The sequence below is a fragment of the Actinomyces oris genome (assembly GCF_001937665.1).
Taxonomy (GTDB): domain Bacteria; phylum Actinomycetota; class Actinomycetes; order Actinomycetales; family Actinomycetaceae; genus Actinomyces; species Actinomyces stomatis.
The window spans coordinates 14,792-34,725 of sequence record NZ_MSKL01000029.1 but is presented as its reverse complement, the minus strand read 5'-3'; the positions used below and the strand labels follow the sequence as shown (position 1 = coordinate 34,725).

The following is a 19,934-nucleotide window of genomic DNA, read 5'->3' as shown; positions in this document are numbered from 1 at the left end:
ACGGTAGCCTGAGAGGAGCGCAGGAGACTCATCTGGTCCTGCCAACCGGTGAGCACGTCGCACTCGTTGAGGAGGTGGAGATGAGCAGGGCGCCCCGTTCCCAGGCCGCGCGCCGGTCCTGGGGGGACGATGACTCCGCCACCCCCATCATCCACGTCGACATGGATGCCTTCTTCGCCTCGGTCGAGCTCCTCGAGCACCCCGAGCTGGTCGGCCGCCCCGTCATCGTCGGCGGCCGCGACGGCAGGGGCGTCGTCTCGGCCGCCTCCTACGAGGCCCGCGCCTTCGGCGTCTCCTCGGCGATGTCCATGGCAGAGGCATCCCGGCGCTGCCCCCATGCCGTGGTCCTGCCCGTACGTCACGGCCTCTACTCCCAGGTCTCCGCCCAGGTCATGGCCGTCCTGGCGGAGGTCACCCCCGTCCTGGAGAAGGTGAGTATCGACGAGGCCTTTCTGGACGTGACCGGGGCCAGGCGCCGCATGGGCTCTCCGGTGACCATCGGCCGGTGGATCCGCACCGAGATACGCCGGCGAGTGGGTGTTCCGGCCTCGGTGGGCATTGCCTCCACCAAGTTCATCGCCAAGCTCGCCTCCTCCCACGCCAAGCCCGATGGTCTGCTCCTGGTGCCGGCCGGCGCCACGCAGGACTTCCTCAACGTGCTGCCGGTCGGGGCACTGTGGGGTGTGGGCGCCCGAACGCAGGAGGTCCTGGCCAGGTGGGGGATCAAGGACGTGCGCACGTTGGCAGGCACCGACGTGCGCCACCTGGAGAGGATCCTCGGCCGGGCCGCCGGACGCCACCTGCACGAGCTGTCCCACGGTGTCGACCCCCGCCGGGTGGAGCCGGTGCGTGAGGAGAAGTCGGTGGGGACCGAGACGACCTTCTTCGAGACCCTCACCGACCGGGAGCACGCCCGACGGGTACTGCTGGACCAGACCCACCAGTGCGCCGCACGCCTGCGCGCGGCAGACCTGCGCTGCCGTGTCGCCGTTCTCAAGGCCCGAGGGGCCGACTTCACCACCGTCACCCGATCACGCACCCTGGCCACTCCCACCGACCTCGCTCAGGACATCTGGGAGACCGTCTCCTCGCTCTACTCCGCCCTGCCCACCCCACCCGGAGGCTTTCGCCTCCTGGGGGTGCGGGTCGAGGGACTGCTGCGTCTCGACGACGGTGTGCAGCTCCTCCTGGACGAGGATCCTCGGCGCGGCGCCTCCGAGCGGGTTGCCGACGCCGTACGCCGCAGGTGGGGCGCACACGCGCTGGCCCCTGCCAGCCTCCTGCCGGGAGACGGGGCCGCCCGGACACCGCCCGACGAGGCGAGGCGACAAGGGCCGGATGACGTGAGCGAGTCGCAGTAGCGACGGGAGACCGTCACGATGGAGGCACTGAGTCGGACGATCCCCGGACGAGGCCGATCAGGGCAGGAGGGCGGTTCCGCCCCGGATCGGTCCGGTCCAACCGCTCAGGAGAGTTTCTCCTGAGCCGCCATAGCGCCTATCCTGGCAACTACGGCGCAGATCCCCGGCCCCGCCCGGAAGCAAGGAGCATGATGGCACTGTCAGAGCGAGAGCAGCAGGTCCTGCGAGACCTGGAATCGCAGCTCCATGAGGATGACCCCGAACTGGCTCAGACGTTCCAGCGTGAGGAGCGTCGGCTCTCACGCCCCTCGCCCCGCCATATCGGGGGCGGCGTGGCCCTGGTCCTGGTCGGTCTGGCCCTTCTCATCGCGGGGGTCTCGGTGCCCCACAACGTCCTCTCCATCCTGCTGGGGGTCGCGGGCTTCCTCGTAGCCGTCGGCGGTGTCGCGCTGGCACTGACCCGGGTCGAGAGCTCTACGAGCTCACGGCGGCCCGCGGCAGGTCGAGGCAGGCCAGCCAGGGATGGGAACAGAGGGAAGAAGCGCTCCTCCTTCATGGACCGCCAGTCCGAGCGCTGGGATCGCAGGCGCGACTCCGAGGACTGACCGGCTCACATCCCCCTCTCCCTCCCTGATCTTCTCCGTCCGCATCCCTGCGTCCCTCAGGCCGCGTCAGTGCACACCGGTCTCCACCTTCCTCCACTTCCCCCACTTCCCCCCACCCCCGCATCCCTCCCGCTGGTACGACTCGACAGGTCCTGTCTCCAACGCTCACCCGTTCGAGGCAGGACCTGAGCGTATGGAGGACCCGATCAGCGCTCGGCAGACCCCGCGAGCCCGGGGATAGTCGTCGAGATTCCAAGGATTTCATCGGATTTCAGGAGGCTTCGGGAAGAGCACCGCGGCTCTCCTCGTGCCTCTCTGCAGAAGTCCTGAGCCCTACCGGAACTCTACATGCGGGCCGAGTGGATTCTGCTTTTTTCCTGTATGTCCACCACGCCGAGGAAGGTGGTGGTGAACGCCTCCCTCCACCCGTCCTCCACCTTCCTCCACTCCGCTTCCCAAGGTGCTGGATCGCTGTCATTCCAACGAAGAGTGAGGGGGTTGCGGCGGTGGTGGTGCCGTCGGTGATATGTAGTTGTGATGCTCTCGAAGGGGAGGGGTGGGAGAAAAGGGAGGGAAGTGGAGTAGGGTGGGGTGCACGGGGTCGTCGAGGGGAAGGAGGTGGCTCATGTTCCTGGGGACGCATGCACCCAAGCTGGACGAGAAGGGCCGTCTCATCCTCCCGGCGAAGTTCCGTGAAGAGCTTGCGGGCGGCGTGGTTCTGACCCGGGGTCAGGAGCACTGCCTGTACGCCTTCACCGCCGCCGAGTTCGAGCGCATGTATGCCCAGCTGCGTGAGGCCCCCCTCGCTCAGAAACAGGCGCGCGACTATGTGCGCGTCATGCTCTCGGGGGCGGACTCGCAGATCCCGGACAAGCAGGGGCGTATCACGCTGCCTGCGCCACTGAGGGCCTACGCGGGCCTGAAGAAGGACCTGGCGGTGATCGGGGCCGGCGCCCGGGTGGAGATCTGGGACTCCGAGTCCTGGAGCACCTACCTGGAGGCTCAGGAACAGGTCTTCGCCGATACGGCCGAGGAGATCATCCCGGGCTTCTTCTGACACCGCGACCTTCTCGACAACTGAACAAACCCGACGGACCGCACGCAGACGCCATCAGGGCTCTGGCGAACCATCTCGTGAGGTCTCCGCCCGATGTCGAGTCCGACGCCTCTTCCCCGGCGCCGGAACCACGGGAGGAGTCCTGGTGAGATGGCCGCCCCCCCGGTTCCTCGGGGAGCGTGAGCGGCGGACGTCGAGGACCCAACAGCAACTGAGAACCAGCCAGGTACCCGGACCAGGTGCCGAGCCAGCACCAGAAAGGAGCACGCCTCATGACCAGTTCGCAGGCACAGGCATCCGCTGCCGACGCCGCCGGCCGGCACGAGCCGGTGCTCCTTGAGCGCTGCCTGGACCTGCTCGCTCCCGCCATCGAGAGCCCCGCCGACGGTACGTCGACGGGCAGTCCGGCCCGGCCGGTCATGATCGACTGCACCCTGGGTATGGGTGGGCACACCGAGGCGGCGCTCGAGCGATTCCCGGCTCTGAAGGTCGTGGGCATCGACCGCGACCCCGAGGCGATCGCGCTGGCCTCGGCGCGTCTGGCGCGTTTCGGGGACCGCTTCATCGCGGTTCAGGCGACCTATGACGCCGTCAACCAGGTGGCTCGTGAGCACTCCGCCAGCGCGGAGGGAACGGTGGACGCCGTCCTCATGGATCTGGGAGTCTCCTCCCTCCAGCTCGACGAGGCCTCACGAGGTTTCTCCTACGCCCGCCCCGCGCCTCTCGACATGCGCATGGACCAGGGTTCGGGAATGACCGCCCAGGACCTGCTCGAGACCGCGGACGCCGTCGAGCTCACCCGCATCCTGCGCACCTACGGCGAGGAGCGGTTCGCCTCCCGCGTCGCCGCCGCCATCGTGCGTCGCCGTGAGGCCGGGGAGCCGGTCGCCACCACCCAGGACCTGGCTGAGCTCGTCCGTCAGGCAGTACCTGCTCCGGCGCGACGCAGCGGCGGGCATCCGGCCAAACGGACCTTCCAGGCGCTGCGCATCGCCGTCAACGCCGAGCTTGACGTCCTGGAGCGGGCCGTGCCCCGAGCACTCAACAGCCTGCGCGTAGGAGGGCGCCTCGTGGTGGAGTCCTACCAGTCCCTGGAGGACCGCATCGTCAAACGGGCCCTCGCCCACGGAGCCACCTCCCGGGCGCCCCAGGACCTGCCAGTCATCCCCGAGGCGGACCGTCCCTACCTCGAGCTGCTCACCAACGGTGCGGAGAAGGCCGATGCCCGCGAGCTCGACCACAACCCCCGCTCCGCGCCAGTGCGACTGCGGGCAGCCGCCCGTCTGCGTCCGGCCGACCAGGCTCCTTCACCGGAGACGTCAGCACCCGCCGACGGCCGCGGGCGGGATCCCGGCCGCAGGAGTGGTGAACACTCCGTCCGCCGTCGCCACCGGGGCTAGGCGGGCCCTCCGTTCCAGACGTCGGCAGACCGTCCCAGACGGTCATCGACTTCCACTGCACCATCGTCCATCCACACCAGTCCAGCTACGCCACAGGGAAGGCACATTGATGAGCGCCACTGCTACTGCTCGAGTCACCCGCCCAATCGCGACGCGGCGCACCGCCCAGGCAAGTGGTTCCACCAGCACCCAGGGGCGCGCGGAGGCGGGCTCCGTCAAGCGGCCCCAGCTGCGCGTCGTCAGCGGCTCCTCCCGAGCGGCCTCATCGTCCCTCCCCTTCCTCTCCCTCATCATCTTCGTGCTGGCCGGTGCTCTCATCACATCGATGCTCCTCAACGCCAAGATGGCCGACACCGCCTACCGGATGAAGGAGAAGCAGGTCGAGCTCAACGTCGCTGAGGACCACGTCGAGACGCTGCGCACCCAGGTCCAGGAGGCATCGGCACCCGACGCGCTGGCCGGCCGCGCCAAGGAGCTGGGGATGGTGCCCGCCGCTGCGCCCGGCGTCGTCGACGTCAACAAGGGGCAGCTCACCGAGGGAACTCCCGCCCATGCCCCCAAGACCGGGAAGTAGGCGCCTGTGAATCCTTCGCGTCGTCAGGCCCTCCAGCTCGGAGGGCTGCTCGTGTTCTCCGCGCTGGCCGGGCGCACCGTCTACGTCCAGGCGGTTGACGGACCGGAGCTTGCTGAGAAGGCGAAGGCCGAGCGTACGGTCACCTGGGTCAACCGAGCCCCCCGAGGTGACATCACCGGTCGGGACGGTACCGTCCTGGCCTCCTCGGCAGTCAGCTACGACGTCGGCGTCAACCAGCCCCTCATCGCTCAGTACGAGCGCACTGAGATGCGCTTCAACGAATCCACCGGCGTCAACGAGGAGGTCGTCGTCGACTACGGGGCGGCGGCGGTCGCGGCCCAGCTCGCACCGATCCTCAACGTCGATCCTCTTGAGCTCGGAGCCAAGCTCGTGGGCAACCGGAGCTACGAGGTCATCGCCCAGGAGGTATCTCCTGACACCTGGCGAAAGATCAAGGCCCTGGACATCTCCGGGGTTGAGCCCGACCAGCGCACCCGACGCACCTACCCGGCCGGGACCGTGGCCGGCAACGTCCTGGGCTTCACCCACGAGGGCGAGCACAACCGCGAGCTCATCGGGGCGGCCGGGCTCGAGCTCACCCAGAACAAGCACCTCACGGGAACCGACGGCAAGGGAAGCGAGGAGGTCGGGCGCAGCGGCGTCATCATCCCCACCGGTGAGCAGGAGGACAAGCCTGCCCGGCCCGGCGCCACGGTGCGCACCACCCTTAATCCCGACCTGCAGTCCATCGCCCAGGAGACCATCGACCGAACGGTCGCCGCCCAGCACGCGGACTGGGGCATCGTCATGGCCATGGAGCCGGCCACCGGCAAGGTCGTGGTCCTGGCCGACTCCAACTCGGTCGACCCCTCCGATCCCTCAGCCACATCCGAGGAGAACCGCACCGCCCGCAGCGTCCAGGCCGTCTTCGAGCCCGGAAGCGTCGGGAAGGTCGTCACCTTCGCCACCGCTCTGGAGGAGGGGGCGGTCAAGCCCGAGGACACCTGGACCATCCCCTACACCTGGTCCTCGGCCAGTGGGCAGACCTTCAAGGACGCCCACGAGCACGAGACCCAGACGATGACCACCGCCGGTGTCCTGGCGGAGTCGTCCAACGTCGGCACCGTGCAGATCGGCGAGAAGGTCTCCGACGATGTCCGCTACGACTACATGAAGCGCTTCGGCTGGGGGCAGGCCACCGGCATCGAGATGCCGGCGGAGTCCGACGGCATCCTCTACCCGCCCAGCTCCTGGGACGACCGCACCCGCTACACCACGATGTTCGGGCAGGGCGTCGCCGGCACCACCCTCCAGTCCCTCCAGGTACTGGCCACCGTGGCCAACAAGGGCGTGCGCGTGGCCCCGCGCGTCATCGACGCCTGGATCGATGCCGACGGCAAGGAGACTCCGCAGACCCGCCCCGAGGGGGTGCGGGTCATCTCTGAGGCGACTGCCAAGACCCTCACTGAGATGCTCATCGGCGTCACCCAGGAGGGCGGCACCGCGGAGTCCGCCTCCATCAACGGATACCTGGTGGCCGGTAAGACCGGAACCACCGAGATCCTCACCGACGACTCCACTGTGGCCTCCTTCGTCGGCTTCCTGCCGGCCCGCAACCCGGTGCTGGCCATCGCGGTCATCGTCAACCGGCCCGAGGGAATCTATGGAGGCACCGTTGCCGCCCCCGTCTTCCGGGAGGTGGCTCTGGCCGCCATGCAGGCCCTCAATATCGCCCCGGACCCGAGCGTCGTGGCGGCTCAGGCCGCTCGGAACGGAGCCGGTGGCGAGCGGGACGCGAGCCAGTGAGGTGGTGTATGGGGTGAGAGAAGCGTGACCACCAGCACCTCGGCGAAGTAGGCCGGAGATGCTCTTGTGGAACATCGACAGTGGAAGGTCGCGATAGATTGAGGAACTATGAGCAACCACGCCTACGAGTCGGCCGCCGCCCTACGGCCGAGCTCCAATGGTCCCATCCCCATCAGTACCCTGAGCGAGCGCTTCTCCCTGGCTCCCGCCTCAGCTGAGGATGCCGCCACCCTCAACGACCTGAGCATCCTGGGGGTCAGTGTCGACTCCGCCGACACCGCCCCGGGCGAGCTCTTCGTGGGGCTGCCCGGTTTCACCGCCCACGGCGCCCGCTTCGCCGCCGAGGCCATCGCCTCCGGTGCCGTTGCCGTCCTGACCGATGCTGACGGAGCCCGGATCGTCCACGAGTCCGCTCCCGGTACCCCGGTCCTTGTGCACGACGACCCCCGTGCCGTCGTCGGCCCCTTGAGTGCCGAGGCCTACCACCACCCGGCTCGCGGTCTGATCACCACCGCCGTCACCGGGACCAACGGCAAGACGACCACCGCCTACTTCCTCGACGCGATCCTGTCCGCCCACGTCGGCGGCTGCATGGTGGCCGGAACCGTCGAGCTGCGCGTGGGGGAGCACTCCGTGGAGTCCCCGCGCACCACCGTCGAGGCCCCCGTCCTGCAGCGGATGATGGCCCTGGCCGTGGAGGACAGGGTCGGCGCCGCCTCCCTGGAGGCCTCCAGCCACGCCATCGTCCTGCACCGCCTCGACGGCCTCGTCGTCGACGTCGCCGGCTTCACCAACCTCCAGCGCGACCACCTCGACTTCCACAAGACCATGGAGGGCTACCTCGAGGCCAAGGCGCAGCTGTTCACCCCCGAGCACGCCCGCCGTGGCGTGGTCTGCGTCGATGACCAGTGGGGCGCCGCTCTGGCCGCCGAGGCACCCATCGAGATCGACCGCGTGCGCGCCTACCCCGGTGACACTCCCGCCGACTGGTGGGTCAGTGACGCCGCCGTCTCCCTGACCGACTCCGCCACCACCTTCACCCTTCACGGGCCCGACGGCGAGCAGATCGAGGCGTCCTGCCCCCTGCCCGGACTTGTCAACGTCCAGAACGCCGCTTTGGCCCTGGTCATGGCCATCCGTGCGGGGGTGCCCGCCGCCACGGCCGCCGCCGCCCTGGCCGGTGCCCACAACATCCCCGGCCGCATGCAGCGCATCAGCCAGCGCGACGGCCGACGCGGCCTGTGCATCGTCGACTTCGCCCACACCCCCGAGGCCATGGAACTGGCCCTCAAGGCCGTGCGTCCCATCACCCCGGGCCGTCTCATCGTGGTCTTCGGCTCCGACGGCGACCGCGACCAGGGCAAGCGGCCCATGCTGGGCGAGGTGTGCGCCCGCCTGGCGGACGTTCTGGTCGTCACCGACGAGAACCCCCGCAGCGAGGACCCCCAGCTCATCCGCGACGCCATCCTGGAGGGGGTGCGCGGCGTGCGCCCCGACCTGAAGGATGTCGAGGAGATCACCACCTGGCGCGGCGACGCCGTGCGTAGGGGCGTCGAGCTGTGCGAACCCGACGACACTGTCATCGTCACCGGGAAGGGGCACGAGCCCTTCCTGGAGATGGCCGGGGAGTTCATCCGCTACAACGACGCGCCCGTGATGGCCGAGGCCGTCGAGGAGAAATGGGGACGGGCATGAGGCTCAGCCTGAGTCAGATCGCGGCCGCCGTCGGCGGCAGACTCATCGGCCCGGACGCCCCCGTGACCGGACCGGTCGTCACCGACTCGCGTCAGGCCGCCGAGGGCTCGCTGTTCGTCGCCGTTCACGGCGAACGCACCGACGGCCACGCCCACCTGGGATCGGCCGGAGCCCTGGGCGCCGTCGGAGCCATCGTCTCCGACCTGGAGGCCGCCCGCAGCGGGCTGTCTCAGGGGCGGACCGAGGAGCCGTCCATGGGGCTCGTCCTCGTGGAGGACACCGTGACGGCCCTCGGCGCGCTGGCCCGTACCCACCTGGACGCTCTGCGCCGGGCCGCGGCCGAGCGCGGTGAGTGTCTCACCGTGGTGGCGATGACCGGCTCGGTGGGCAAGACCACCACTAAGGACCTCACCCGTCAGCTCCTGGCCGCCTCCGGCCCCACGGTGGCCCCCAGGGCCAGCTTCAACAACGAGATCGGCCTGCCGCTGACCGTGCTGGAGGCCGACGAGTCCACCCGCTACCTCGTCCTGGAGATGGGGGCCTCCGGGCCCGGGCACATCGCCTACCTCACCGACATCGCCCCCCTGGACGCGGCCGGGGTCCTCATGATCGGCCACGCCCACATGGGCGGTTTCGGCTCCATCGAGGGCGTCGCCGCGGCCAAGGCGGAGATCATCGCCGGCCTGCGGCCCGAAGGAACCGCCGTCCTCAACGCCGACGACGCCCGCGCCGCAGCCATGGCCGAGCTCGCACCGGCACAGGTCCTCACCTTCTCCGCCCAAGGTCGGGCGGCCGACCTGAGGGCCGAGAACGTGGACTTGGACGCGGCCGCCCGAGCTGCCTTCGACCTTCACCTGCCCGGTCTGGACGCCCCCCGACGCGTCCAGCTGGCAGTCGCCGGCGCTCACAACGTCGCCAACGCCCTGGCCGCCGCGGGACTGGCCCTGGCCGCAGGGATCGCCCCGGAGCTCATCGCCGAGAGGCTCTGCTCCGTGAGCATCGAGAGCCCCCACCGCATGGATGTGTCGGAGCTCGGTGGGGATCTTCTCCTTATCGACGACTCCTACAACGCCAACATCGACTCCATGACGGCGGCGCTGGCCGTACTGCCGGCTCTGGCCGGGGACCGGCGTCGCGTCGTCGTGGTTTCCGAGATGCTCGAGCTGGGGGAGTCCTCGGCCGCCGATCACGCGCGCACCGGAGAGCTAGCGGCCCAAGCCGGAGCCGCTATGCTCATCGGCATCGGCTCCACCCAGGAGGCACTCGAGGCGGCCGGGGCGCGAGGGGTCGAGGTCGTCGGCTTCGATGACGCCGCGACCGCCATCTCCCAGATCGACGCCCTGCTGTCCGACGGCGACGCCGTCCTGGTCAAGGGCTCCAACGGCTCGGGCGCCTGGCGCCTGGCCGATCACCTCAAGGAGGTTCGTCCCCGATGACCGCCATCCTCATCTCCGGCGTGGTCGGACTGGTGGGCACCCTGTTGGGGACCCCTCTGCTCATCCGCTACCTCCACGCCAAGGAGTACGGACAGTTCATCCGCCAGGACGGCCCCCAGGGACACTTCACCAAGCGCGGCACGCCGACCATGGGCGGCCTCGTCATCATCATCTCCACCGTCCTGGGATACACCCTGGCCAATCTCACCCAGCTGCGCACTCCGCGCGCCTCCGGGGTCCTGCTGCTCTTCCTCATCGTCGGGCTCGGGCTCATCGGATTCCTGGACGACTTCGAGAAGATCTCCAAGCAGCGCTCCCTGGGGCTGCGGGCCTGGCAGAAGATCGTGGGGCAGGCGCTCATCGGTATCGGATTCTCGGTGGCGGCCCTGCACTTCGCGGACCGCAACGGGCTCACCCCCGCCTCCACCCGGATCTCCTTCGCCCGGGACTCGGCGATCAATCTGGCCTTTGCCGGCAGCGTCGTCGGGCTCATCCTGTTCATCCTGTGGGCCAACTTCCTCATCACCGCCTGGTCCAACGCCGTCAACCTCACCGACGGTCTCGACGGACTGGCCGCCGGCGCCTCCGCCATGGTCTTCGGCGCCTACACGCTCATCGGGGTGTGGCAGACGAACCAGTCCTGCAACTACGGCCACGAGACCATGGTCCCCACCACCTGCTACCAGGTCAGGGACCCACGAGATCTGGCCATGATCGCCGCCGCCCTCATGGGTGCCTGCTTCGGCTTCCTGTGGTGGAACGCCTCACCGGCCAAGATCTTCATGGGCGACACCGGGTCGCTGGCCCTGGGAGGGGCCGTCGCCGGCCTGTCGATCCTTACCCGCACCGAGTTCCTCGCCGTCATCCTGGGCGGACTCTTCCTGGCCGAGGTCATGAGCGACATCATCCAGATCGTCTCGTTCAAGTCGACAGGCCGACGCGTCTTCCGCATGGCTCCACTGCATCACCACTTCGAACTGGGAGGATGGACCGAGGTCAATGTGGTGATCCGCTTCTGGATCATCGCCGGCCTGTGCGTCATCGCGGGACTCGGACTCTTCTACGCCGAGTACCTGCGCCAGCTCATCTTCGGGTGAGCCGGGATGCTCGGGCCTCTGCGACCCGACGAACCATTGATGCAGTCATATCCCGCCGGCCGCCCGGCGAGGAGCAGCGAGGAACCAGGAGCGTGAGCCCGCACCGTGACCAGTCTGACTGAAGTCCCCGGTGATCCGCCCAGCGCCGTCACCGGCCCCGGCGGGTCCCTGAGCGACCAGCTCGACGGCGCCCACGTGGTCGTCGTCGGACTCGGGCGCACCGGGCGCGCCGTCGTCGATGCCCTGGCCACACTGGGGGCCCGCATCCACGTCTTCGACAGCCGTGAGTCCTCCATCGAGACGCTGGAGACCCCCGTGGCCTCCACCACGATCGCCGACGCTGAGGCGACCGCTGCCGCCCTGGCGGACTCACCGGCGCGGCTCCTCGTCGTCTCGCCCGGAGTCCCGGCCACCGGGCCGGTCCTGCGAAGCGCTGAGGCGGCGGGTATCGAGACCTGGAGCGAGGTCGAGCTGGCCTGGAGGATCCAGCAGGACTCATCGCGTCCGGACGTCCCCTGGCTGACTCTGACCGGTACGGACGGCAAGACCACCACGGTCAGCATGCTCTCGGCGATCCTGGCGGCCCAGGGGCTCACGGCCCCGGCCGTCGGCAACATCGGTACCCCCGTCATTGAGGCGGTCCTCGCCGGCAGCGCCGACGCCCTGGCCGTGGAGCTGTCCAGCTTCCAGCTCCACACCACCAGGACCCTGGCGCCCCTGGCCTCGGCCTGCCTCAACCTGGCCGCCGACCACCTCGACTGGCACGGGGGTCTGGAGGCGTACGCCCAGGACAAGGCCCGCGTCTACTCCCGCACCCGGCTGGCCGCCGTCTACAACCTCGCCGACGCCACCACCGAGGACATGGTCCGTCAGGCCGACGTCGTCGAGGGCTGTCGCGCTGTCGGCTTCACCCTGGCCGCTCCGGCGCTGGGACAGGTCGGCATGGTCGAGGACCTGCTGGTCGACCGCGCCTTCCACGCCCAGCGACGCTCCAGTGGCATCGAGCTGGCCACCACCGCCGACCTCGCGCACCTGGCGCCAGGGCGGCGCGCCCAGAACCTTCCCGCGCACCTGCTGGCCGACGCCCTGGCGGCCGCCGCACTGGCCCGTGCGGCCGGAGTCGACCCGGAGGCGGTCGTGGCCGGACTGCGCGCCTACAGTCCCGGAGCCCACCGGATCGTCACCGTCGCCGAGGCGGACGGCATTGCCTGGGTCGACGACTCCAAGGCCACCAACCCGCACTCCGCCGAGGCCGCGCTGACCTCTCTGCCGCAGGGGACCGGCGTCTGGATCTGCGGCGGTGACACCAAGGGCGCCCAGTTCTTCGATCTGGTCCGCACGGTGCGCCCCCACCTGCGCGGCGCCGTGGTCATCGGTAAGGACCAGGACGACATCCTGGCGGCTCTGGAGCGGGAGGCCCCCGGCCTGCCCGTCACCCGCGTCAGTGACGGCACCGCCGAGCAGGTGAGCGCCGCGGCCGTGGAGGCCGCCGGTGCCATGGCCCGCAGTGGTGACACCGTCATACTGGCCCCTGCCTGCGCCTCCTGGGACCAGTTCACGTCCTACGCCCAGCGCGGTGACCTGTTCGCCGCCGAAGCCCAGGCCTACACCCGGAGCGATGGCGGCCGGGACACGGACGCCTCCGGCGACCAGGAGCAGCTGTGAAGACCGGGTCCACCTCGGCAACCGCTCCCCGCTCGTCGACCCCCTCCTCGTCAGGCTCCTCGCGGGCGTCCGCACGTTCGCCACAAGAGGCCGGCGCCGGTCGCAAGCAGGAGCGGACCGCGCCCCGGAGGGGGACGGCCACGCCGTCCAAGCAGCCGAGGAAGCCATCCGGCTCACTGCCCACGGGGTCGCGTGATCGCCTGCGTGACGCCTGGCGCAGGCGCCTGGCGCACTGGGGCGAGCGGCTCTCGCGGCCCTGGGACGGTGATGGGGGCTCCCAGGTCGATGGTGCCTCTCAGAAGCGTCGTCGGCGTCCCTCAGCCGGCGGGCCCGACTCCGCTCGGAGCTCCGAGCAGGTGACTCTGACCTACTACTGCCTGCTCGTCTCCACCCTGGTGCTGGAGACCTTCGGACTCATCATGGTCTTCTCCGTGCAGTCGGTGACTGTTGCCGCCAACGGTGGCAACGCCTTCACCGACTTCGCCAAGTACCTCATCTTCGCGGCGGTGGGGACCCTGGGCATGGTGGGGGTCTCCCGCATACCGCTGTCCTGGTTCCCGCGGATGGCCTGGGTCCTCCTGGTGCTGACGATCGCCATGCAGTGCCTGGTGTTCACGCCCATCGGTGTCAACGTCTACGGCAACCGCAACTGGATCCAGGTCCCGGGGGTCGGCACGGCCCAGCCCTCGGAGTTCATCAAGGTGGCCCTCGCCCTGGTCCTGGGCACCCTGGTGACCTGGTACACGGACAAGCGCCCTCGCGACCGGGTGTGGGCGGCGGGCTGGTGCGGCGTCGCCGTTGCGATCCTGACTGTCTTCGGCGGACAGGATCTGGGAACCGTCATCATTCTGGTGAGCATCGTCGCCGGAGCCCTGTGGGTGGGGGGAATGAGGAAGCGCTGGTTCGCCCTCCTGGGTGCCGGTGGCGTCGTCATGTTCGCGGCCGCCTCCATGCTCAGCGCCAACCGGCGCGCCCGGATCACCGCCTGGATCCATCCCGAGGGCGCGGACCCCACGGGCGTGGGATACCAACCCAAGCACGGGATGTGGGCGCTGGGGACCGGAGGCTGGCTCGGGGTGGGACCGGGATCCTCGCGCCAGAAGTGGGGCTACCTCACCCAGGCCGACTCCGACTACATCTTCGCCGTGCTCGGTGAGGAGTTCGGACTGGTGGGTACGCTCGTCGTCATCGCCCTGTTCGCCGCCATCGGTGCTTGCTGCCTGCGGCTCATGAGACGTCACACCTCCACGTACGTCGTGGCCACGACCTCGGCCATCGGTGCGTGGATCGTGGGGCAGGCGATCATCAACATGGGGGTCGTCACCGGCGCGCTGCCGGTGCTGGGAGTCCCGCTTCCCCTCGTCAGCCGTGGAGGGACCGCGCTGGTGTCGGTCCTCCTGGCCATCGGGGTGCTTCTCGCCTTCGCGCGCCACGAACCCGGCGCGCAGGAGGCCCTGTCCACGAGTCCCGGGGCGCTGCGTCGTTCCCTGGCAGTGATTGTCCCAAGGAGGAACCGTGCCCGAGACAAGTGAGAGCGCAAACTCGCCCCAGCAGGTGGGTCCCAGCGGCGCGGAGCGGCCCCGGCCGTTGCGGGTACTGCTGGCCGGTGGGGGCACTGCCGGCCATGTCAACCCGTTGCTGGCCACGGCCGCGGCCCTGCAGGACCCGGCCCTGGGCGGCGATCCTCGTACGCAGATCCTCGTCCTGGGGACCGCCGAAGGACTGGAGAATCGGCTGGTGCCCGAGGCCGGCTTCGAGCTGGCGCTCGTTCCCAGGGTCCCTCTGCCTCGGCGCCCGAGCGGTGACCTGCTGCGTCTGCCGCACCGGCTGGGGAAGGCGATCAGCGCGGCCACCGAGGCCATTGAGACGGTCAGGGCCGACGTCGTCGTCGGTTTCGGCGGCTACGTGTCGACCCCGGCCTACCTGGCCGCCAGGAAGGCCGGCGTACCGGTCGTCATCCATGAGCAGAACGCCCGCCCGGGGCTGGCCAACCGACTGGGGGCGTCCTGGGCTCAGGCGGTCGCCCTGACCTTCGCCTCCACCCGCCTCAAGGCATCCAAGGGACGCACCGAGGTCACAGGACTGCCGCTGCGCCCGGCCATCGCCACCCTGGTGGCGCAGAGGGCCACGAGCGAGGGGACGCGCCGGGCTCGCGTCGAGGGTGCGCAGGCACTGGGACTCGACCCCGACCTGCCCACGCTGTTGGTGACGGGCGGCTCCCTGGGGGCCCAGCATCTCAACGAGGTTCTGAGTGAGTCGCTGGGCTCCCTGCCCACCGGACTGCAGGTGCTGCACCTGACCGGTAAGGACAAGGACGCCCCGGTGCGCGCCGCTCTCGAGGCGGCAGTGGCCTCAGGTGCTGCGGAGGACCTCACTGGGCGGTACCACGTGCTCGACTACCTGACCACGATGGAACAGGCCTACGCCTGCGCCGACGGAGTCCTGTGCCGGTCCGGCGCCGGTACCGTCGCAGAGATCACGGCTCTGGGACTTCCAGCGCTCTACGTCCCCTTGCCGATCGGCAACGGGGAGCAACGTCTCAACGCGGCTGACGTCCTGGCCTCAGGAGGCGGACGCATGGTGCTCGACGCCGATCTCACGCCCTCCGACATCCTTGACTTCGCGATGCTCATCTCCGACCCTGAGCGGCAGGCCGCCATGGCCCGGGCCGCTGCCTCCACCGGCGTCCAGGATGCGGCGGCACGCTTGGCCGCCCTCATCCAGCAGTGCGCCTCCATCCACGGCACTCCCACTGATGAGGAGAATGCGGCATGACCGCCACGACATCCCAGGACAGCTCCCGCACCGCCGGCCGGCCGGCCGGCGGCGACCAATGCACGCTGGCAGACAGGGCCTTTCACCTCATTGGTATCGGGGGAGCGGGGATGAGCGTGGTCGCTCAGCTTCTCGCCGCCCGTGGGGCCCGGGTCTCCGGCTCCGACGCCCGTGGCGGTCCCGCCTTCGACCACCTGACCGACCTGGGCATCACGACCCACCTGGGGCATGACGCCGCACACGTTCCCGAGCGGAGCACAGTCGTGGTGTCGACCGCGATCAAGGAGACCAACCCGGAGCTCGCTGAGGCCCGCCGGCGGGACCAGGAGGTCATCCACCGGTCTCAGGCGCTGGCCCTGGCCGCTCAGGGGCTGGACTTCGTCGCCGTGGCGGGTGCGCACGGCAAGACGACGACCTCAGGCATGCTCGCCGAGGCCCTCACGGATGCCGGCGCCGACCCCTCCTTCGCCATCGGCGGGGTCGTGCGGGCCCTGGGGACCGGAGCCCACCTGGGGAGCGGTCCCGCCCTGGTCGCGGAGGCCGATGAGTCCGACCGCTCCTTCCTCAACTACTCGCCCCGCGTGGAGATCGTCACCAACGTCGAGCCCGACCACCTCGACAGCTACGGCACCGCGGAGGCCTTCGAGGAGGCATTCGTCGACTTTGCTCACCGTCTGGTGCCCGGGGGGCTCCTGGTTGCCTGCGCCGCCGACGCCGGCGCACTGCGTCTGGCGCAGTCCGCAGCCGCCGAGGGCCTGCGCGTGGTCACCTACTCCTTCGGAGGCCCCGACACCCTCCCCGGCGGAGCGCTCGTGGGGGAGGGACACGTCCACCTGGATATCCAGGATCGCGGAGCCTCAACCACTCATGCGCTGCTGACCCTCACCGCGGCGACCGACCGTGCGCCCGCCGGCGGCACCGGCGAGGAGGCGGTCCACAGCCCGGTTGAGCTTGTGCTTGCCGTGCCCGGCGACCATGTGGCCCTCGACGCCGCCGGCGCCTGGGCCGCGGGCATCGAGCTCGGCGTCGAACCCGTCCGAATGGCCCGGGCACTGGGAGCGTTCGGAGGTACGGGCCGGCGTTTCGAGGACAGGGGCGAGGTCGACGGCGTGCGCGTCATCGACGACTACGCCCACCACCCCACGGAGATCGAGGCACTGCTGCGTACGGCGCGGGGCGTGGCCCAGGAGCGCGGAGGCCGGGTCCTGGTTCTGTTCCAGCCGCACCTGTTCTCCCGTACCAGGGCCTTCGCCGACCGCTTCGGACAGGCACTTGCCCTGGCTGACGCCGTCGTCATCACGGATGTCTACCCCGCTCGAGAGACGCAGTCGGACTTCCCCGGTGTCACAGGAAACACGGTCGCCCAGGAGGTCCCCGGTGGCAGAGCCAGATTCGTCGCCGAGCGCCTCGACGCCGCGCACACGGTGGCCGACCTGGCGCGCCCCGGTGACCTGCTGCTGACAGTCGGGGCCGGAGACGTCACAGAACTCGCCGCCACGGTACTGACCGACCTGGCGGCGCGTGAGGGCGGTGCAGCCTCCTCACCTGAAGACCGAGGCGAGCGGGCATGAGGAAGCCCTCAGCCCCCCGTCCCGAGCGCTCCAACCTCGCTCAGGACGCTCCGGCCAGCATCCCGCCGCGCCGTTCCGGCCCCCGACGTCCGCGCCCCGCCCGTTCGGCACAGGGGCCGTCAGCGACGAGCACCCCGACGGATCGGGGGACCGAGCAGGCCGGTCCGTCGGCTCCCGTCAGGCGGCCCCGGACCGCTGCCGCCTCCAGGACATCCAGGGACGCGAACAGCGGCGCGTCGGCGCCTTCGCGGCCTCGACGTCCGACGACGTCGAGAGGCGCATCCGGCGCGTCTCCCGCGTCGCACCGCAGCGGCGAAGGTTCCAACCGGACCAGCCCTGAGGAGACGTCCTCCAGCCCCGATGGAGCAGCAAGCACCGAGCTGACAGTGTTCGGCCGCCGGCAGGTGGCTCTTTCCAGAGGAGACGACCGGGTTGTCTCCACCGGGCTCGCCGATCGTCTCAAGGAGCGTCAAACCGCCTTGCGCCGGTTGCGCCTGACAAGGGCGGTGAAGACCGCCGTTGTTGTGCTCGCCATCGTTCTGACGGTCTGGGCCCTGGCCTTTTCACCCCTCCTGGGCCTACAGGTCCGAAGGATCTCCGTGGCGGGGTCGGACGGCAGTGTCTCCGATAAGCAGGTCCGTGACGTTCTGGCCTCGTACGAGGGCGACTCGTTGCTGCGGCTCGACACCGGCCGGCTCTCCACCCAGGTCAGTGACAAGCTGGTCCGGGTGCGTCGGGCGCAGGTGACCAGGGCCTGGCCCCATGGGCTGCGGGTGCACCTGACGATGCGTGTGCCGGTGGCCACCGTGCAGGACTCGGACGGCTACCAGGTCCTCGACAACGAGGCCGTGGTCCTCGAACGGGTCTCCGAGGCGCCGTCGGGGCTGGTGACCATCGTGCCCGACTCAGCTGCGCAGACATCGGGGCCACAGAGGATCTCAGCCAAGCAGGTCGCCGCCGTCACCCAGGTGGTGGGCTCCCTCACACCTGAGACTCTGGCGCAGGTGAGCAGCGGAAGCGCCACTGAGGCGGGACAGGTCACACTCACCTTGTCCAGCGGGGCGAGCGTGGTCTGGGGGAACAGCCAGGACAACGGGCTCAAGGCGCGCGTCCTGGCGACTCTCATGACGACCACTGCGTCCGTCTACGACGTCTCATCGCCTCATCGCCCCACCACCCGGTCCGCCGACGGGGCGGCCACGACCGCCGCGGCACCATCTCAGGCATCCTGAACGGATCCTCCGCGCCACCGCTGAACGACGCTTCACGGGACTGTGGAGCGGAAAGCAGCATGCACTACTCGCTCCTTCAGGTTTATTGCAGGTAAATCGCAGCGATATAGCAGGGAATCCGCAGGCAACTGCACACGAACACGCCGGGCTTCAATGCGATACGACGTCCTGGAAGTCTCATAGCGTTAAGCCCGTCGTTCAGAGAATGACATAAGTATTGACCTTAACTTGAGGTTGAGGTTTGAGGGGAGTCCTCGTCAGAGGACTCATGACGAAACTCGCGGAGGGGACGCCAGTGGTCGAGAGCATGGCTGTGGACGACTCACAGCACTACCAGGCAGAGATCAAGGTCGTCGGTGTTGGCGGTGGCGGTGTCAATGCCGTCAACCGCATGATCGAGGCCGATCTGCGTGGCGTGGAGTTCATCGCCGTGAACACCGACGCCCAGGCGCTGCTCATGTCCGACGCTGACGTCAAGCTCGACGTCGGGCGGGACCTGACCCGAGGCCTGGGAGCGGGGGCCGACCCGGCGATCGGCCGCAAGGCCGCCGAGGACCACGAGGCCGAGATCCGTGAGGCCCTCGACGGGTCGGACATGGTCTTCGTCACCGCGGGTGAGGGAGGTGGCACCGGCACCGGTGCGGCCCCCGTCGTCGCCCGCCTGGCCAAGAGCATCGGCGCTCTGACCATCGGTGTGGTCACCCGTCCCTTCTCCTTCGAGGGGCGCCGCCGCTCGGCCCAGGCCGAGGACGGCGTCCAGGCGCTGCGCGAGGAAGTCGATACCCTCATCGTCATCCCCAATGACCGCCTCCTGCAGATCGCCGACAAGAACATCTCCGTCGTGGACGCCTTCAAGCAGGCCGACCAGGTTCTTCTTCAGGGTGTTCAGGGCATCACCGAACTCATCACCACCCCCGGCCTCATCAACGTCGACTTCAATGACGTCAAGTCCGTGATGCAGGGCGCCGGCAGCGCGCTCATGGGTATCGGCTCGGCCACTGGTGAGGGACGTGCGATCACGGCCACTGAGGAGGCCATCGCCTCGCCGCTGCTCGAGACCTCGATCGACGGCGCCCACGGTGTGCTGCTCTTCTTCCAGGGCGGCTCCGACCTGGGCCTGTTCGAGATGAACGAGGCCGCCAACCTGGTGCGCGAGGCCGTCCACCCCGAGGCCAACATCATCGTCGGAAACGTTGTCGATGGCGCCCTGGGCGACGAGGTACGGGTGACGGTCATCGCCGCCGGCTTCGACTCCGAGCCGATTGTCGGCGGTCTGGCCGATCCGATGACTCGACTGTCGCGGGCGGCCGCCGTCCCGCCGGTGCCCTCCTCCCCGGTTGATGACCTGCCCCCGGCTCCCGCTCCTCGCGGCGGTGCCCATGCCGCCCAGAACCCGGTAACTCGTCCGGTCCCGCTGGCTCCTCCGCCATCGTCGTCGCCGGCGGCCGCGGCGCATCTGTCGGAGGTCGGTGCGGCCGAGGCGCTTTCGTCGGGAAGCATGCCGGCCTATGTGGATGAGTCCTACGGCTCTTACGGCTCGGTATCGGCGCAGCAGCAGTCGGTCTCCGATCTTGAGGTTCCTCAGGTGATCGGGGTAGACGCCGACGACGACGGCATTGATCTGCCCGATTTCCTGCGCTGAACGGTGCCGCTGTCCGGG

Annotated in this window: 16 protein-coding genes; 15 read left to right on the top strand and 1 reads right to left on the bottom strand. The window is 69.5% G+C overall.

Translation table 11 applies throughout. The features are described from left to right. The first annotated feature begins 80 nt into the window (after positions 1-80). The 13 genes from dinB to murC all read left to right on the top strand — a co-directional run bounded on the left by dinB (position 81) and on the right by murC (position 17,042). Positions 81-1,361, top strand: coding sequence for a DNA polymerase IV (gene dinB, locus BKH28_RS11380; RefSeq protein ID WP_075418905.1), 1,281 nt, complete (start codon positions 81-83; stop codon positions 1,359-1,361). Between the two features lie 191 nt (positions 1,362-1,552). Continuing rightward, positions 1,553-1,966 carry a DUF3040 domain-containing protein gene (locus BKH28_RS11375; RefSeq protein WP_075418904.1) on the top strand — a complete coding sequence of 138 codons (414 nt, stop codon included), beginning with the start codon at positions 1,553-1,555 and terminating at the stop codon, positions 1,964-1,966. A 625-nt stretch (positions 1,967-2,591) separates the two neighbouring features. Beyond that, positions 2,592-3,023, top strand: a complete 432-nt coding sequence (mraZ, locus tag BKH28_RS11370; RefSeq protein WP_075418903.1) for a division/cell wall cluster transcriptional repressor MraZ — start codon at positions 2,592-2,594, stop codon at positions 3,021-3,023. Between the two features lie 272 nt (positions 3,024-3,295). Then, on the top strand, positions 3,296-4,423 hold the full coding sequence (gene rsmH / locus BKH28_RS11365) for a 16S rRNA (cytosine(1402)-N(4))-methyltransferase RsmH (RefSeq protein ID WP_075418902.1): 1,128 nt from the start codon (positions 3,296-3,298) through the stop codon (positions 4,421-4,423). A gap of 109 nt (positions 4,424-4,532) precedes the next feature. Continuing rightward, the gene (locus BKH28_RS11360; RefSeq protein ID WP_075418901.1) at positions 4,533-4,997 is read left to right on the top strand and encodes a hypothetical protein; all 465 of its coding nucleotides are present in this window, start codon (positions 4,533-4,535) and stop codon (positions 4,995-4,997) included. A gap of 6 nt (positions 4,998-5,003) precedes the next feature. Next, positions 5,004-6,803 carry a peptidoglycan D,D-transpeptidase FtsI family protein gene (locus BKH28_RS11355; RefSeq protein ID WP_075418900.1) on the top strand — a complete coding sequence of 600 codons (1,800 nt, stop codon included), beginning with the start codon at positions 5,004-5,006 and terminating at the stop codon, positions 6,801-6,803. 108 nt (positions 6,804-6,911) lie between these two features. Then, positions 6,912-8,498, top strand: a complete 1,587-nt coding sequence (locus BKH28_RS11350; protein WP_075418899.1) for a UDP-N-acetylmuramoyl-L-alanyl-D-glutamate--2,6-diaminopimelate ligase — start codon at positions 6,912-6,914, stop codon at positions 8,496-8,498. Continuing rightward, on the top strand, positions 8,483-9,934 hold the full coding sequence (locus BKH28_RS11345) for a UDP-N-acetylmuramoyl-tripeptide--D-alanyl-D-alanine ligase (RefSeq protein ID WP_075418898.1): 1,452 nt from the start codon (positions 8,483-8,485) through the stop codon (positions 9,932-9,934). The genes BKH28_RS11350 and BKH28_RS11345 overlap by 16 nt, the downstream gene beginning before the upstream one ends. After that, complete coding sequence (mraY, locus tag BKH28_RS11340; RefSeq protein ID WP_075418897.1) at positions 9,931-11,031, top strand: phospho-N-acetylmuramoyl-pentapeptide-transferase; 1,101 nt, start codon at positions 9,931-9,933, stop codon at positions 11,029-11,031. Before BKH28_RS11345 ends, mraY begins: the two co-directional genes overlap by 4 nt. A gap of 105 nt (positions 11,032-11,136) precedes the next feature. Further along, entirely contained in the window at positions 11,137-12,696 is a 1,560-nt protein-coding gene (murD, locus tag BKH28_RS11335) for a UDP-N-acetylmuramoyl-L-alanine--D-glutamate ligase (protein WP_178388878.1), read from the top strand. After that, a complete protein-coding gene (locus BKH28_RS11330) occupies positions 12,693-14,228 on the top strand; it encodes an FtsW/RodA/SpoVE family cell cycle protein (protein WP_075418896.1) in 1,536 nt (511 codons plus the stop codon). The genes murD and BKH28_RS11330 overlap by 4 nt, the downstream gene beginning before the upstream one ends. Further along, a complete protein-coding gene (gene murG, locus BKH28_RS11325; RefSeq protein ID WP_075418895.1) occupies positions 14,212-15,471 on the top strand; it encodes an undecaprenyldiphospho-muramoylpentapeptide beta-N-acetylglucosaminyltransferase in 1,260 nt (419 codons plus the stop codon). The genes BKH28_RS11330 and murG overlap by 17 nt, the downstream gene beginning before the upstream one ends. Then, positions 15,468-17,042, top strand: a complete 1,575-nt coding sequence (gene murC / locus BKH28_RS11320) for a UDP-N-acetylmuramate--L-alanine ligase (protein ID WP_075418894.1) — start codon at positions 15,468-15,470, stop codon at positions 17,040-17,042. The genes murG and murC overlap by 4 nt, the downstream gene beginning before the upstream one ends. A gap of 40 nt (positions 17,043-17,082) precedes the next feature. Here murC and BKH28_RS13455 read toward each other — a convergent pair whose 3' ends face one another. Then, positions 17,083-17,418: a hypothetical protein gene (locus BKH28_RS13455; protein WP_143224138.1), complete on the bottom strand. Its 336-nt coding sequence runs from the start codon at positions 17,416-17,418 to the stop codon at positions 17,083-17,085. Between the two features lie 28 nt (positions 17,419-17,446). Here BKH28_RS13455 and BKH28_RS11315 point away from each other — a divergent pair, with 28 nt between their 5' ends. Continuing rightward, on the top strand, positions 17,447-18,274 hold the full coding sequence (locus tag BKH28_RS11315) for a cell division protein FtsQ/DivIB (protein ID WP_256695866.1): 828 nt from the start codon (positions 17,447-17,449) through the stop codon (positions 18,272-18,274). A 268-nt stretch (positions 18,275-18,542) separates the two neighbouring features. Further along, a complete protein-coding gene (ftsZ, locus tag BKH28_RS11310; protein WP_178388877.1) occupies positions 18,543-19,916 on the top strand; it encodes a cell division protein FtsZ in 1,374 nt (457 codons plus the stop codon). Positions 19,917-19,934: the final 18 nt, after the last annotated feature.

Excerpts from the sequence above, each read along its gene's own strand:
- ftsZ (WP_178388877.1), top strand. The coding sequence starts at position 18,543 with ATGACGAAACTCGCGGAGGGGACGCCAGTGGTCGAGAGCATGGCTGTG.
- rsmH (WP_075418902.1), top strand. The coding sequence starts at position 3,296 with ATGACCAGTTCGCAGGCACAGGCATCCGCTGCCGACGCCGCCGGCCGG.
- BKH28_RS11360 (WP_075418901.1), top strand. The coding sequence starts at position 4,533 with ATGAGCGCCACTGCTACTGCTCGAGTCACCCGCCCAATCGCGACGCGG.
- mraZ (WP_075418903.1), top strand. The coding sequence starts at position 2,592 with ATGTTCCTGGGGACGCATGCACCCAAGCTGGACGAGAAGGGCCGTCTC.
- BKH28_RS11375 (WP_075418904.1), top strand. The coding sequence starts at position 1,553 with ATGGCACTGTCAGAGCGAGAGCAGCAGGTCCTGCGAGACCTGGAATCG.
- BKH28_RS11350 (WP_075418899.1), top strand. The coding sequence starts at position 6,912 with ATGAGCAACCACGCCTACGAGTCGGCCGCCGCCCTACGGCCGAGCTCC.
- mraY (WP_075418897.1), top strand. The coding sequence starts at position 9,931 with ATGACCGCCATCCTCATCTCCGGCGTGGTCGGACTGGTGGGCACCCTG.
- murC (WP_075418894.1), top strand. The coding sequence starts at position 15,468 with ATGACCGCCACGACATCCCAGGACAGCTCCCGCACCGCCGGCCGGCCG.
- BKH28_RS11345 (WP_075418898.1), top strand. The coding sequence starts at position 8,483 with ATGGGGACGGGCATGAGGCTCAGCCTGAGTCAGATCGCGGCCGCCGTC.
- dinB (WP_075418905.1), top strand. The coding sequence starts at position 81 with ATGAGCAGGGCGCCCCGTTCCCAGGCCGCGCGCCGGTCCTGGGGGGAC.